This is a genomic window from Isoptericola dokdonensis DS-3, from assembly GCF_001636295.1.
Classification (GTDB): domain Bacteria; phylum Actinomycetota; class Actinomycetes; order Actinomycetales; family Cellulomonadaceae; genus Isoptericola; species Isoptericola dokdonensis.
Window position 1 is genome coordinate 437324 of sequence record NZ_CP014209.1, and the last position, 14392, is coordinate 451715.

Annotated in this window: 11 protein-coding genes; 5 read left to right on the plus strand and 6 right to left on the minus strand. The window is 72.2% G+C overall.

The annotated features are described in order from the left end of the window. Window positions 1-2: 2 nt before the first annotated feature. Window positions 3-572: a 3'-5' exonuclease gene (locus I598_RS02050; RefSeq protein WP_068200846.1), complete on the plus strand. Its 570-nt coding sequence runs from the start codon at window positions 3-5 to the stop codon at window positions 570-572. On the opposite strand, the gene I598_RS02055 is transcribed toward I598_RS02050, so the two are convergent. Further along, window positions 511-1263 (minus strand): response regulator, encoded by a 753-nt coding sequence (locus tag I598_RS02055; RefSeq protein ID WP_198155731.1) that lies wholly within the window; start codon window positions 1261-1263, stop codon window positions 511-513. The genes I598_RS02050 and I598_RS02055 overlap by 62 nt on opposite strands. Then, window positions 1260-2399, minus strand: coding sequence for a sensor histidine kinase (locus I598_RS02060; RefSeq protein ID WP_068200848.1), 1140 nt, complete (start codon window positions 2397-2399; stop codon window positions 1260-1262). Before I598_RS02060 ends, I598_RS02055 begins: the two co-directional genes overlap by 4 nt. Before the next feature lie 163 nt (window positions 2400-2562). Between I598_RS02060 and I598_RS02065 the strand changes: the two genes are divergently transcribed. Further along, a complete protein-coding gene (locus I598_RS02065) occupies window positions 2563-3039 on the plus strand; it encodes a DUF6326 family protein (RefSeq protein WP_068204768.1) in 477 nt (158 codons plus the stop codon). 229 nt (window positions 3040-3268) lie between these two features. Here I598_RS02065 and I598_RS02070 read toward each other — a convergent pair whose 3' ends face one another. Continuing rightward, window positions 3269-4807 carry a hypothetical protein gene (locus I598_RS02070; protein ID WP_198155732.1) on the minus strand — a complete coding sequence of 513 codons (1539 nt, stop codon included), beginning with the start codon at window positions 4805-4807 and terminating at the stop codon, window positions 3269-3271. Between the two features lie 105 nt (window positions 4808-4912). Next, window positions 4913-8524: a methionine synthase gene (gene metH / locus I598_RS02075; protein ID WP_068204770.1), complete on the minus strand. Its 3612-nt coding sequence runs from the start codon at window positions 8522-8524 to the stop codon at window positions 4913-4915. 69 nt (window positions 8525-8593) lie between these two features. On the opposite strand from metH, the gene I598_RS02080 reads away from it, so the two are divergent. Together I598_RS02080 and I598_RS02085 are read left to right on the plus strand one after the other, a co-directional pair. Beyond that, window positions 8594-9712 carry a GNAT family N-acetyltransferase gene (locus I598_RS02080; protein ID WP_068200852.1) on the plus strand — a complete coding sequence of 373 codons (1119 nt, stop codon included), beginning with the start codon at window positions 8594-8596 and terminating at the stop codon, window positions 9710-9712. Between the two features lie 16 nt (window positions 9713-9728). Then, window positions 9729-10484, plus strand: a complete 756-nt coding sequence (locus I598_RS02085) for a lysoplasmalogenase (protein ID WP_068200854.1) — start codon at window positions 9729-9731, stop codon at window positions 10482-10484. On the opposite strand, the gene I598_RS02090 is transcribed toward I598_RS02085, so the two are convergent. After that, entirely contained in the window at window positions 10418-10828 is a 411-nt protein-coding gene (locus I598_RS02090) for a GNAT family N-acetyltransferase (protein ID WP_198155733.1), read from the minus strand. The genes I598_RS02085 and I598_RS02090 overlap by 67 nt on opposite strands. A gap of 87 nt (window positions 10829-10915) precedes the next feature. Between I598_RS02090 and I598_RS02095 the strand changes: the two genes are divergently transcribed. Then, the gene (locus I598_RS02095) at window positions 10916-11623 is read left to right on the plus strand and encodes an alpha/beta fold hydrolase (protein WP_068200856.1); all 708 of its coding nucleotides are present in this window, start codon (window positions 10916-10918) and stop codon (window positions 11621-11623) included. Window positions 11624-11687: 64 nt separating this feature from the next. On the opposite strand, the gene I598_RS02100 is transcribed toward I598_RS02095, so the two are convergent. Further along, window positions 11688-14174 carry a DNA gyrase/topoisomerase IV subunit A gene (locus I598_RS02100; RefSeq protein WP_068200858.1) on the minus strand — a complete coding sequence of 829 codons (2487 nt, stop codon included), beginning with the start codon at window positions 14172-14174 and terminating at the stop codon, window positions 11688-11690. Window positions 14175-14392: the final 218 nt, after the last annotated feature.

The following is a 14392-nucleotide window of genomic DNA, read 5'->3' on the forward strand; positions in this document are numbered from 1 at the left end:
GCATGCCCGCTGCCCCGATTCCTGGCCTGTCGTTCACCGCGATCGACGTCGAGACCGCCAACCCGCAGCGGGCCTCGGTCTGCTCGATCGGTGTCGCCAAGGTGCGCGACGGCGTCGTCGTCGACACCCTCGAGACGCTCGTCCAGCCCCCGCCCGGCCACGAGGAGTTCGCCTACCGCAACGTCCAGGTCCACGGGATCACCGCGCGGGACGTCGTCGGCGCGCCGACCTGGGACGTCGTCCAGCCGAAGATCGCCGAGCTCGCGGGCGGCGACGTCCTGGTCGCGCACAACGCCTCGTTCGACCGGTCCGTCGTCACCCGGGCGAACGAAGCCCACGGGATCGTCACGCCGCGGACGCGGTGGCTGTGCACCCGCGATGCGGCCAAGGCGTTCCTCACGCTCGCCGCCTACCGCCTGCCCGTGGTGTCCGCGGCCCTGGGCATCCCCGCTCACGACCACCACGACGCCGGGGCCGACGCCCGCCAGTGCGCGCTGGTGCTGATCGAGCTCAGCCGTCGGCTCGGGCCGGACGGTCCGATGCAGGTCGGGCAGCACGTCCGGGTCTGGTAGCGCTCGGCGGCCGAAGCGCCCCGCCCTCTCCGGGCGGCGTCCCCCTCGTGCGGCGGGTGTCGTAGGCCCAGATCGCGATCTCGACGCGGTTGCGGGCGCCGAGCTTGGTCATCAGCGAGGCGACGTGCGACTTGACCGTGCTCAGGCCGACGAAGAGCTCGCCGGCGATCTCGGCGTTGGTCCGACCCCGCGCGACCAGCGCCAGCACCTCCTCCTCGCGCGCGGGGAGGTGATCGGTGGGCTGGACCGGGACCGCCGGTGCCTGCTCGGCGAAGGTCGCCAGCAGCCGGCGGGTGACTTCGGGAGCGATCAGGGCGTCCCCGCGGGCGGCCGCGTGGACGGCCTGCACGAGGAGCTCCGGCCCGGCGTCCTTGAGCAGGAAGCCGCGAGCGCCGGCGCGCAGGGCACCGAGGACGTACTCGTCGAGGTCGAAGGTGGTGATCACGACGACCGCCATCGGGTCCGGCACCTGCGGCCCGGCCAGGCGTCGTGTCACCTCGACGCCGTCGAGCCCGGGCATCCGGATGTCGACGAGGACGACGTCGGGACGCAGTCTGGTCGCCAGGTCGAGCGCGGCGAGCCCGTCCGCCGCCTCTCCCACGACCTCGAGGTCGGGTTGCGCGCCGAGGATCATCACCAGGCCGGTCCGGACCAGGTCCTGGTCGTCGGCGACCACCACGCGGATGCTCACGGCAGGACCTCCACCGGCAGCACGGCCTCGACGACCCAGCCGCCCCTGGGCCCCGGTCCCGCCGAGAACGATCCACCGAGGAGGCGGGCGCGTTCGGCCATGCCCAGCAGGCCGAACCCGGGCTCCGGGGCCGGGTCCGGCTCGGTCCGTCCGTCGTCGGCGACACGGAGCCTGACGGTGTCGCTCTCGCGGCGTACGTCGATCCCGACACGGGTCGCGCCCCGGGCGTGCCGGAGGGCGTTGGTCAGCGACTCCTGCGCGAGCCGGTAGAGCGCGGCGTCCACGGGTCCTGCCAGCCGGGCAGAGGAAAGGTCGAGCGAGACCTCGACGACGGGCGTCGCGTCGGCGCGCGCCAGAGCAGGCAGGTCCGCGACACCCCGCCGTGGTGAGTAGGTGACGGCGTCCCCTTCACGCAGCACGCGCACCATGGATCTCATCTCCGCCAGGGTCCGCGACGCCTCGGACTCGATCACTGCCAGGACGTCGGCAGCCTTCTCCGGCTGGGTGCCGGCGACCACGCCACCGGCCTGCGCCTGCACCGCGATGGCCGAGACGTGGTGGGCCACGGTGTCGTGCAGCTCGCGCGCCAGCGCCACCCGCTCCTGGTTGCGGATCTCGCGCTGCCGACGGTGCCAGAGGTCCGCGCGGTAGCGGAACACCACCGCGAGGGCGACGATCAACAGCACGAGGACGGTCCCCCCGAAGACGTCGGCCCAGCCCGTGGAGGAGGCGTACATCCCCAGCGTGACGACGACCGCCACGCACGCCGTCCCCAGGACGACCTCCCGTCCCGAGCCCCACCGCACCAGGGAGTAGAGCAGGATCAGGACGGCCAGCATGGCGTCGAGGCCGAGTTCCCCGGTGTGCGCGGTCAGCTGGAGGACCGACAGCAGCCCGGCGACGCCCCACCCGACCAGGGCGGCGACCAGGGGGTGGCTCCGCCGCCACAGCAGGGCGGGCAGCATCGCCACGGCGAGCACGGTCACCGCGGGTCGCCACGCCAGGTCCGGCCGGAGGACGCTCTCGGCCACAGCGGCGACCGCGAGCACCCCCACCAGCAGCCAGTCGAGGCGGCCGACGGGTGGCGCGTCAGCAGGCCGCGGCTCGTGCCACAGGGAGCGCCCGACGGTGTTCACCGCTCCAGCCTAGAGAGCGGCGCGCCGCGGCGTACCCGCCGAAAGGACGAGAAGCAGGTCGTTCCCTCGGCCGGGCGAGCTCCGGCCTCCGGGCCGATGCGCCCGCCGCCCGGGACCGGCGACCGTGGACGCACCGATCCGCACCAGAGCAACGGAGCACATGATGAGAACGCACCGACCCGCCACGCTGGAGGACCAGCCGGTCCCGGTCCGCGCCAAGCTCGCCGCCGCGTGGGCCAGCCTGATGTTCCTCTACGCCTACGTGGACATCCTCAACTTCTTCACGCCGGGCGTCGTCGAGGAGATCCTCGACGACAGGGTCTTCGAGTTCGACCTCTCCCAGACCTTCTCGACCAGTGCGCTCACCCTCATGACCGTCCCGATCCTCATGGTCGTGCTGTCCACGACGCTGCCCGCCCGGGCGAACCGCATCGCGAACCTCGTCGTGGCCCTGCTCTACGTCCCCGTCACGGCGTTCAACGTGGTGGGCGAGTCCTGGCTGTACTTCTACGGCCTCGGCGTCCTCGTGGAGCTGGTCCTTCTCGGACTCGTCGTGCGGTGGGCCTGGACCTGGCCGCGCACCGCACCGGCGGCGGCCAGCCCGGAGCATGCGACCGTTCGCACCCCGCAGGAGGCGTGAAACCACACCGCCCAGGAATCACACGGAAGAACTTCGCTTCTAGGTAGAGCCCTGGGGTCTGCATCAGCGAACTCTTGACGGGGAATGGCGGCAGACGTTGGCCGACTTCCAGTATTGAGGAACTGAGTGGCCCGGTCCGGCCGGATACGGCCAACACCGGGTCACTCCAGGATGCCAGCAGTGCCGCATGTACGAAGGTCAGATGTCGCCTGTCCGTGGTGCATTCCTTCTATCTTCGGGCCCTTCCGCTGAGGATTCTGCGCAGCCTCGCCGGGTCCGAAAGAAGGTCAACTATGTAGAGCCAGCCGAGGAGTCCTACGTCGTGGTGGACATCTCCGGTGTGAGCACCCAGCAGGGCAGCTCCGTCGTCGCTGTGCGCGTGACCTCCGGAGAAGCCGTGTGTTGAGTTGCGTAGCAAGTACATGTACTTAGCGGCCGCGGCTCTTGGCTGAAGTGCAGGTCTGCCCGGGCCGACCGGAATCGTTCCGTCCGCGTTATGAAGATAGAACCCGGCTGCAACGTCCTCGAGCGCTGCGACCGCTCGACGGGCTGCCGGCAGCAAAATCTCTGCTGCGGGTGCCGGAATGATCGCTTCGAGCCGCTCGAGGATCTTGCGAGCGTGATCTGGAGACAGCATCAACGAGGTGTTGTATCCAAGGAGGCCCTCGAGTGCGTCGATCGCGTTGAACATGGCCGCACGACGGCCGAACACGTCTCCATCCGCCATCTGACTAGAGCCGACGCGGCGAAAGACCTGTTCGACCGTAAGCGTCGTCTGGAACGCGAGGTCGACGTCGAACGCCGTACCCTTGTCGGCGAACGTAACAGGGTCGGTGACGACTCCGAACAGCTGGTTCAAGGCGCCGGCCCACCAGTGCACGGCAGCTTCGGGTGCGGACGGATCCACAAATTCGACGACGTCGACAGGCTCAGATCGCCCGGGGATATGGAGGGTATCGAGCAATCCGGACGGCGCCTGGCTGGCCCCAGAAACTGCTCTGCCGAACGAGCACAAGAGCGTCCCGTTGATGCGCAGAACCGGAAACGCCCATACGTGTGGTGTCAGCGCGGCCAGCAATGGCAACAGGTAGGCGTCGAGGATCATCACGCCGGTAGTGAGGCTGTTGCCGGCACCGAAGACCAGATTGCCGTCGGCGGAGTGTTTCTTGAGTTCGGAGGTGTCGCCACCACGAAGGCGAGCGTCGGCGAACACCCGAAGGAGGACGGCCTGGAGCTTTACCCGGTGAAGCAGGGTTGGTGACCGGCGAACAGCTAAGATGCTCGCCCCGGGAAAGGCGAGTTCGTTTGTGTCTTCCATGGTGGCCATGAGCAGCGCTCTGTGAATTTCTCTGGCCTGGTCAACAAGGTGCGTACCCGGGATGAACATCGCCGCACGCTTGGCCCATTCGACAACGTCAACTAGAGGGTTGCCCGTATTCGCCGCCGCCCACTGGGGGTGTTCCCTGACCCTGTCGTATATTCGGCCCTCGATCGATGGATCGTCGAAGGTGCTGAGCCAGGCAGCGCTTCCCATAGATCGGCCTGTCGCGGACAGGACGGGTCCGGACTCGACCAAGGCGGGAGTTCGGCGGTAGTAACTCTCCTCCGTCTGGACCTCGGCATCGCCGCTGTCGTTGCGATCCGACATGCGAAATCCGGCGTCGGCGAGAAACCCAGGGATGTTGCTACCCCAGATCCAGTCCGGCAGGTGCAGGCGGACACGGCTTGGCCGATCGCGCTCTGGTGATCGGCGTACGTTGTGCGACACATGCACATCTTCCGCGCGGTCCCAGGGAGAACTCGTCCGGCACGCCGAAGCCGTGGGACCAAGCTCGTGTTGCAGGCGCGGTGCAGGACGGGGGCCACCCGAGGCTCACACGGAGAAGTACTTCGCCTCGGGGTGGTGCAGCACGAACGCGTCGGTGGACTGCTCGGGATGGAGCTGGAGCTCGTCGGACAGGGTGACGCCGACGCGTTCGGGGCGCAGCAGCTCGACGACCTTGCGACGGTCCTCCATGTCGGGGCAGGCGGGGTAGCCGAGGGAGAACCGGGCGCCGCGGTAGTCGAGCTTGAACATGCCCTCGACGTCGGTGGGATCCTCGCCGGCGAAGCCGAGCTCGTCGCGCACGCGGGAGTGCCAGAACTCGGCGAGCGCCTCGGTGAGCTGGACGGACAGGCCGTGCAGCTCCATGTACTCGCGGTAGGCGTTGGCCTCGAACAGCTTGGCGGTGTACGCCGACACGGTGTCGCCGACGGTGGCGAGCTGGATGGGCAGCACGTCGTACCGGCCGGTCTCCTCCACGGACGAGCGGGGGCGGACGAAGTCGGCGAGGCACAGGTGCCGGTCGCGGCGCTGGCGCGGGAAGGTGAAGCGCAGACGCTCGGTGCCGGGCTGGCCGCCGGAGCCGCCGTCGGGCGCGGTGACGCCGGCCAGGCCGGGGCCGTGGTGCGCGACGACGAGGTCGTCGCCCTCGGACCAGACGGGGAAGTACCCGTAGATGACGGTGGGGTCCATGATCTGGTCGGTGCGGATCCGGTCCAGCCACGCGGCGAGGCGGGGGCGGCCCTCGGTCTCGACGAGCTCCTCGTACGACTGGCCGTCGTCGCCGCGTCCGGGCTTGAGGCCCCACTGGCCCATGAACGTGGCCCGCTCGTCGAGGTACGCGGCGTAGTCGGCGAGCTGGATGCCCTTGACGACGCGGGTGCCCCAGAACGGGGGAGTGGGCACCGGGTTGTCCGCGGCGACGTCGGACCGCGCGGGCAGGTCCTCGGCGGGCGTCTCGGTGACGGTGACGACGCCGTGGCGACGCTTGCGCAGCGCGGGCAGGCCGACGGACTCGGGATCGGCGCCGCGGGCGATGGCGACCAGCGGCTCCATGAGGCGCAGGCCCTCGAACGCGTCGCGGGCGTAGCGGACGGTGCCGGGGAACTCGGAGGCGAGGTCGTCCTCGACGAACGTGCGGGTCAGGGCGGCGCCGCCCAGCAGCACGGGCCAGCGCTGGTCGTACCCGCGCGAGGCGAGCTCGGCGAGGTTCTCCCGCATGACGACGGTCGACTTCACGAGCAGGCCGGACATGCCGATGACGTCGGCGTCGTGCTCCTCGGCGGCCTCGATCATCGCGGCCACCGGCTGCTTGATGCCGATGTTGACCACGGTGTAGCCGTTGTTGGTGAGGATGATGTCGACGAGGTTCTTGCCGATGTCGTGCACGTCGCCGCGCACGGTGGCGAGCACGATCGTGCCCTTGCTCTGCTCCTCGGCGCCCTCGGCCTTCTCCATGTGCGGTTCCAGCAGCGCCACGGCCGCCTTCATCACCTCGGCGGACTGCAGCACGAACGGCAGCTGCATCTGCCCCGAGCCGAACAGCTCGCCGACGACCTTCATCCCGCCCAGCAGGTGGGTGTTGACGATGTCGAGCGCCTTCATGCCGTCGCCGAGGGCGGTGTCGAGGTCGTCCTCCAGGCCCTTGCGGGCGCCGTCGACGATGCGTCGCTCGAGGCGCTCGCCCACGGGGAGCGCCGCGAGCTCCGCGGCGCGCTGGTCGCGCAGCGCCGCGGAGTCGACGCCGGAGAACGTCTCCAGCAGGTGCGACAGGGGGTCGTGGACGAGGTTGCCCTCGTCGTCGTACCGGCGGCGGTCCCACACGAGGTCCTCGGCCGCCTCCCACTGCTCGTCGGGGATGGCGGTGCGCGGCAGGATCTTCGCGGCGTGCACGATGGCGGAGTCGAGCCCCGCCTGGACGCACTCGTGCAGGAACACCGAGTTGAGGACGGTGCGGGCGGCCGGGTTGAGGCCGAACGACACGTTGGAGACGCCGAGCGTGGTGTGCACGCCGGGGTAGCGGCGCGTGATCTCGCGGATCGCCTCGATCGTCTCGATGGCGTCGCGGCGGGTCTCCTCCTGACCGGTCGCGATGGGGAACGTCAGGGCGTCGACGATGATGTCGTCCACCCGCATGCCCCAGTCGCCGGTGAGCTGGTCGATGAGCCGCGACGCGATCGCGACCTTCGTCTCCGTGGTGCGGGCCTGGCCCTCCTCGTCGATGGTCAGCGCCACCACGGCCGCGCCGTGCTCGCGGACCAACGGCATGATGCGCGCGTACCGGGAGCCCGGGCCGTCGCCGTCCTCGAAGTTCACGGAGTTGACGACGGCGCGCCCGCCCACGAGCTCGAGCCCGGCGCGCAGCACCTCCGGCTCGGTGGAGTCGATGACCAGCGGGAGGGTCGACGCCGACGCGAGCCGGGAGACGACCTCACGGACGTCCGCCACGCCGTCGCGACCCACGTAGTCGACGCAGACGTCGAGCAGGTGGGCGCCGTCGCGGGTCTGCGCGCGGGCGATGTCGACGACGTCGTCCCAGCGCTCCTCGATCATCGCCTCGCGGAACGCCTTGGAGCCGTTGGCGTTGGTGCGCTCGCCGATCGCCAGGTAGGAGGCGTCCTGCGACAGGTCCGTGTGCGAGTAGAGCGACGCGACGCCGTTCTCCCGCTCGGGGCGCCGCTCGGGCAGCGCGCGTCCGCGGACCGCCTCGACCACGCGGGCCAGGTGCTCCGGCGTCGTGCCGCAGCAGCCGCCGACCAGGCCCAGGCCGAACTCGCCGACGAACTGCTCGTGCGCCGCCGCGAGCTCCGCCGGGGTCAACGGGTAGACCGCGCCGTGCGGGCCGAGCTCCGGCAGGCCGGCGTTCGGCATGCAGGTCACGGGGATCTCGGCGTGCCGAGCCAGGTGGCGCAGGTGCTCGCTCATCTGGTCCGGGCCCGTCGCGCAGTTCAGGCCGATCGCGTCCACGCCGATCGCCTGCAGCGTCGTCAGTGCCGCCCCGATCTCCGAGCCCATGAGCATCGTGCCCGTGGTCTCCACCGTCACCGACACGATGACCGGCACGGACCGCCCCGCGCCGCCGTCGGCGACGGCACGCATCGCGTCGTGGCAGCCCGTGACGGCAGCCTTCGCCTGGAGCAGGTCCTGGCTGGTCTCGACGAGCAGCGCGTCCGCGCCGCCCTCCAGCAGGCCGATCGCCTGCTCGGCGAACGTGCGCCGCAGGTGGTCGTAGGTGGTGTGCCCGAGGCTCGGCAGCTTGGTGCCCGGCCCCATCGAGCCCAGCACCCAGCGCGGGTGGTCCGGCGTCGCGAACGCGTCGGCACGCTCGCGGGCCAGGGCGGCGCCCGCCCGGGCGAGCTCTCGGATGCGGTCGTCGATGCCGTAGTCCGACAGGTTCGACCAGTTCGCCCCGAACGTGTTCGTCTCGATCGCGTCGACGCCCACCTCGAGGTAGGCGTCGTGCACGGAGGCGATGATGTCCGGCCGGGTGACGTTGAGGACCTCGTTGCAGCCCTCGTGCCCCTCGAAGTCGTCCAGCGACGGGTCGGCCGCCTGGATCATCGTGCCCATCGCGCCGTCGGCGACGACGACGCGGGTGCGCAACGCCTCCCGCAGGGCGGTGGAACGGGCATCGGCAGCGGCGAGGTCGAGCGAGACGGTCACCACCACAGGGTAGTCGCGGACCCGCTATTTCCCGTGCGAGCGCCGACCGGTGAGACGTAGCCTCGCACCATGCCCAGCCTCGACACGTCCACGCCGCTCGCGCCGATCGTGCAGCGCGCCGACGCCCCCGCGTCCCTGCCGGAGATCACCGCCGGGGGGCTGACCTGGCGGCCGGCCACCCGGGCCGACGCCCCCGCGCTGCTCGAGCTGCGCAACACCATCGCCGAGGCCGACGCGGAGCCGTACCGCGAGGTGCTCGCGGAGATCACCGAGATGTTCGACGCGCCGTGGCGGCGCTTCGACACCGACTCCCTGCTCGGCCACGACGCCGATGGCGCGCTGGTCGCGTACGCGCAGGTCGAGTCGATGCCGGGCGACACGCGCACCGTGCGCGTCGTGCTGTTCGGCGGCGTCCACCCCGCCCGTCGCGGCGAGGGCATCGGGCGCGAGCTGTTCGCCTGGCAGGTCGCCCGTGGTCGTCAGGTGCTGGCCGCCTCCGGCAAGGACCTGCCCGCCCGGATCGCCGCCTACGCCGAGGACGACGGCCCCGCCGCGAAGGCCCGGATGTTCGACCACGCCGGCTTCACGCCACGCCGCTTCTACTCCGAGCTGCGCCGCGACCTGCGCGAGACCGCCGAGCCCCTGCCCGACATCCGCCTCGACGGGCTGCGGCTCGTGCCGTTCTCCGCCGAGCTCGACGAGGCGACCCGGCTCGCCCACAACGACGCGTTCCGCGACCACTGGGGCAGCGAGCCGCAGACGCCCGAGCAGTGGACGCACGGCCGCACCGGGTTCGCCCCGCAGTGGGGCGCGCTCGTCGTCGACCCGGCCCCGGACGTCGACGCCCTGCTCGCCGACCCCGACACCGACGCCGCCACCGCCGACGCGCTGCGCGCCGGGCAGCCGCTGGTCGTGGCGTACGCGCTCAACGAGCGCTACGACGAGGACTTCGCCGTGCGCGGCTATTCGTTCGGGTACACGGCGATCCTGGGGACGCGCCGCGCGTACCGCGGACGGCGGGGCGCCCCGGCGGCCCTCGTCGCGGGGATGCGGGCGATGCAGGGCGACGGCATGGAGTTCGCCTGCCTGGACGTCGACACGGAGAACCCCACCGGCGCGACCGGCCTCTACGCCGGCCTCGGGTTCACGAAGACCCACGGCTCGCGGATGCTGAGCATCGAGCTGTGACCGCTACGCTGCGCGCGTGACCGACGTCGTCCACGCCCGCCGGGCGCTCCCCGGCCGTCCCGCGCTCCTGGCCGCCGCGCTGTTCGGTGTGCTCGCCGCGGTCCATCTGGGCGCTCAGCTCGCGGGGCAGGACGTGCTCGCCGGGCGCACCCAGTGGTTCCTCATGCCGGCGCTCGCCGCCGTGCTGTGGTGCGCGACGACGGCCCCCCGCCCGCGCCTGGTCCGCCTCGTGCTCGTCGCGCTGGGGTTCTCGTGGGTGGGGGACACGCTGCCCGACCTGTTCGACGGCGATGCCGCGTTCCTCGCGATGGTCGGCGGGTTCCTCGTCGCGCAGGTCGTCTACGCGGTCGCGTTCAGGCCGTACCACCGCGCGTCGGTGCTGCACCGGCCGCCCGTGCTCGCGCTGTACGTCGTCGCGGCGGTCGCCCTGGTCGGGCTCTGCCTGCCCGGGGCGCCCGGCGTGCTGGCCGTCGCGGTCGTCGGGTACGCGCTGTGCCTGGGCACGATGGCGGTCCTCGCGACCGGGGTGCACCGCCTCGCCGCGATCGGCGGGGCGGTGTTCCTCGTGTCCGACGCGATGATCGCGCTGGGCGCGTTCACGGACTGGTTCGCCCCGCCCGCCGCCGGGTTCTGGGTGATGCTCACCTACCTCGCCGGGCAGACGTTGCTCGTGGCCGGGGTGCTCGCGGTCGCGGCCCCTGGCGGTCAGGACAGCCGGCGCAGCAGCCAGGCGTCCGGCTCGTCGAGCCCGTCGAACCCGGCCTTGCGGTAGAGGTCGTGGCCCTCGGGTGACGCCTTGAGCAGCACCCGCCGCAGGCCGAGCGCCTCCAGGTCCGCCATGAGCCCGTCGACCAGCAGCGTGCCCAGTCCCTGCCGGCGGTGCTCCGGGTGCACGACGACGTCGGCGATCCAGGCGAACGTCGCGCCGTCCGTCACGGCTCGGGCGTACGCGACCTGCGTGCCGCCGGCGTAGACCCCGTAGTTCCGCGAGCCGGCGACCGCGGCGTCCTGCACCGCGCGGGACCGGCCCAGCGCCCAGTACTGGGTCGACAGGATCTCGTGCACCCAGGCGGTGTTCAGCCGGGCCGGGTCCGCGGAGAACTCGTACGTCGTCACACCGGTGATCCAACCACCGGGCGGCGGCCGACGGCGGGCGTGCCCACGAGACCTGGACGTGTCGGTGGTCACACCTAGGGTCGAGGGATGAACCTCATCCTCGTTCCCGGTTTCTGGCTGGACGCGTCCGCCTGGGACGCCGTCACCCCGACCCTCGTCGCGGCCGGGCACACCGTGCACCCGCTCACCCTGCCGGGCCTGGCGTCGGTCGACGACGACCGTGCGGGCATCACCCTGGCCGACCACGTCGCCGCCGTGGTCGGGGCGGTCGACGCTCTGCCCGCCGACGCCGAGGTGGTGCTCGTCGGGCACTCGGCCGGCGGTGGCCTGGTCTACGCGGCGTCGGACGCCCGACCCGGCCGCATCACCCGCATGGTGTACGTCGACTCGGGTCCGCTCGGGGACGGGCAGGCGCTGGACGCCGACCTTCCCCCCGAGGTCGTCGACCACGTCCTGCCGGACTGGGGCGAGATCGAGGACGAGTCGCTCGTCGACCTCACCGACGAGCTGCGGGCCGAGTTCCGCGACCGTGCCGTGCCGCAGCCGGGAGGCACCGTCCGCGACGCGTACCGGCTGAGCGACGACCTGTCCCGCCGGGACGTCCCGACCACGGTGATCGCGTCCGAGATGCCCGCTGCCGTGCTCCGCGACCTCATGGACCAGGGGCACCCGTTCGTGGCGGAGCTGGCCAAGCACACCGACTACGAGATCGTCGACCTGCCCACCGGGCACTGGCCGATGTTCACGCGCCCGGAGGACCTGGGCGAGGCGATCGTCGCGGCGCTCGCCCGCTGACACGACGACGCCGGGGCCGCTGCGCCTCGCAGGGACCCCGGCGCCGTCGTCCCGCCCGGCCGGGTCAGCCGATCGCCGCCACCGGGCCCGGCAGGGGCACGCCGGAGCCGTCGCGGCGCAGGTTGTCCTCCGGCAGCTCGACCGGCTGGCCGCCGGACCCGACGGCCCGCGCCGGACCCTCGCCCACCCAGCCGAGGACGAGGGCGTCCTCGCCCTTGAGGAACCGGTGCGCGCGCACGCCGCCGGTGCCGCGCCCCTTGCCGGGGTACAGCTCGTACGGGGTGACCTTCACCGACCCACCGCCGGTCCCCGGCAGGGCGCCGGCGGCCCCGGCCAGGGTCACCACGGTGTGCAGGTCGCGCGTGGCGGCCCGCGCGACGCCGAAGAACACGACCTGCTGACCCGCGGCGAGCCGGATGCCCGCCATGCCCGCGGCGGCGCGACCCTGCGGGCGCACGGCCGAGGCGTCGAAGTGCAGCAGGCTCGCGTCGGAGGCGAGGAACACGAGCTCGTCGTCCTCGCCCGCCGGCGCCGCGCCCACCACGACGTCACCGTCCTTGAGGGCCACGACGTCCCACACCTCGCCGTTGCGCGGGGCGTCCCCGGCGGACACCCGCTTCACGACGCCCTGCCGGGTGCCGAGCGCGAGCGTCGGGGCGTCCTCGGCCAGCGACACCACGGCCACCGGCTCCTCGCCGGGTTCGAGCGACACCATCTCGCGCACCGGCACGCCGCCGGACAGGGACGGCGGGCCGTCCGTGGCGGGCAGCGCGGGCAGCTCCAGGACGGACAGCTTGTGCAGCCGTCCCGCCGAGGTGACCAGACCCACCTCGGCGCGGGTGGACGTGCCGACGTCGCCCAGCAGGGCGTCGTGCGCGTGCCGGCGACCCGACCGCTCGACCGGCGCGCCGGCGTCCTCCCCGGAGGTGCGCGCCAGCAGGCCCGTCGCGGACAGCAGGACGCGGGTGGGGGAGTCCTTGATCTCCAGGTCGATGGCGGGGGCGTTGCGGCCCCGCGCCGGGACCGACGCCTGGGACGAGGCCGTCCCGCCCGCCGAGTCCAGCAGCACGGTGCGCCGCGGCGTGCCGTACGTCGCCGCGACGTCGGCCATCTCGTCGGACACCACGCCGCGCAGGCGTGCCTCGTCCGCCAGGATCGCCTCCAACGCCGCGATCTCCGCCTCCAGCTCGGACTTCTCGGACTCCAGCTCGATGCGCGAGAACTTCGTCAGGCGGCGCAGCTGGAGGTCGAGGATGTACGTGGCCTGCGGCTCGGACAGGTCGAACACGGACCGCAGGCGCTCGCGGGCCGCCCCGGCGTCGTCGGACGTCCGGATGACCTGGATGACCTCGTCGATGTCGAGGATCGCGACGAGCAGACCCTCGACGAGGTGCAGGCGGTCCTTGCGCTTGCCCAGCCGGTACGTCGAGCGGCGCCGCACCACGTCGATGCGGTGATCCACCCACACGCGCAGCAGCTCGAGCAGGCCGAGCGTGCGCGGCTGGCCCTCGACGAGCGCGACGTTGTTGATGCCGAACGAGTCCTCGAGCGGCGTGGCGCGGTAGAGCTGCTCCAGCACCGCGTCCGGGTCGAAGCCCGTCTTGACCTCGACCACGACGCGCAGCCCGTGCGCCCGGTCCGTGAGGTCCTGGACGTTGACCACGCCCTGGATCTTCTTCGCCTTGACGCCGTCGGCGATCTTCTCGATGACCTTCTCCGGGCCGACCGTGTACGGCAGCTCGGTGACGACGATCCCCTTGCGGCGCGCGGTGACGTTCTCGATCCGCGCGGTGGCGCGGGTGCGGAACGAGCCGCGGCCGGTGCGGTAGGCGTCGCGGACGCCTTCGAGGCCGACGATCTTGCCCCCGCTGGGCAGGTCCGGCCCTGGCACGAACCGCATGACGTCCTCGAGGGTGGCGTCCGGGTGGTCCAGCAGGTGCCGGGCGGCGGCGACGACCTCGACCAGGTTGTGGGGCGGCATGTTCGTGGCCATGCCCACCGCGATGCCGGACGCCCCGTTGACGAGCAGGTTCGGGATGGCCGCGGGCAGCACCTCGGGCTGGGTGAGCTTGTTGTCGTAGTTCGGCACGAACTCCACGACGTCCTCGTCGAGCCCGGCCGTCATCGCGGTCGACGGCGCCGCGAGGCGTGCCTCGGTGTACCGGGGCGCGGCGGGGCCGTCGTCGAGCGAGCCGAAGTTGCCGTGCCCGTCCACCAGCGGCAGGCGCAGCGAGAAGCTCTGCGCGAGCCGGACCAGCGCGTCGTAGATCGCGGCGTCGCCGTGCGGGTGCAGCTTGCCCATCACCTCACCGACGACGCGGGAGGACTTCACGTACGGCCGCTCGGGGCGCAGCCCCATGTCGGCCATCATGTACAGGATCCGGCGCTGGACCGGCTTGAGGCCGTCCCGGGCGTCGGGGAGCGCACGCGAGTAGATGACGGAGTACGCGTACTCGAGGAACGACGTCTCCATCTCCTGCGCGACGTCGATGTCGACGATCTTCTCGTCGAACGGCTCGTCGCTGGTCGGTGCGGGCTTCGTGCGCGCCATGCGGTGCGGCTCCTGGTGCTCGGTCGTCGTGACGGGTCGCCCGGCGGCGCGAGCCGTACGGGCGTTCGAGGGCAGCGTAGCGCCACGGGCCGACGCGGCCGCGCAGGCCTGCCGAGCGGGCTCGGACGACCGGCGACCGGTCCGCCGGCGCGGCGGCGACGCCGTCGGGCAGCACGGCGCGCCGCTCCCGCACGGCCGGGCCGGCGCCTGCGGTCCGG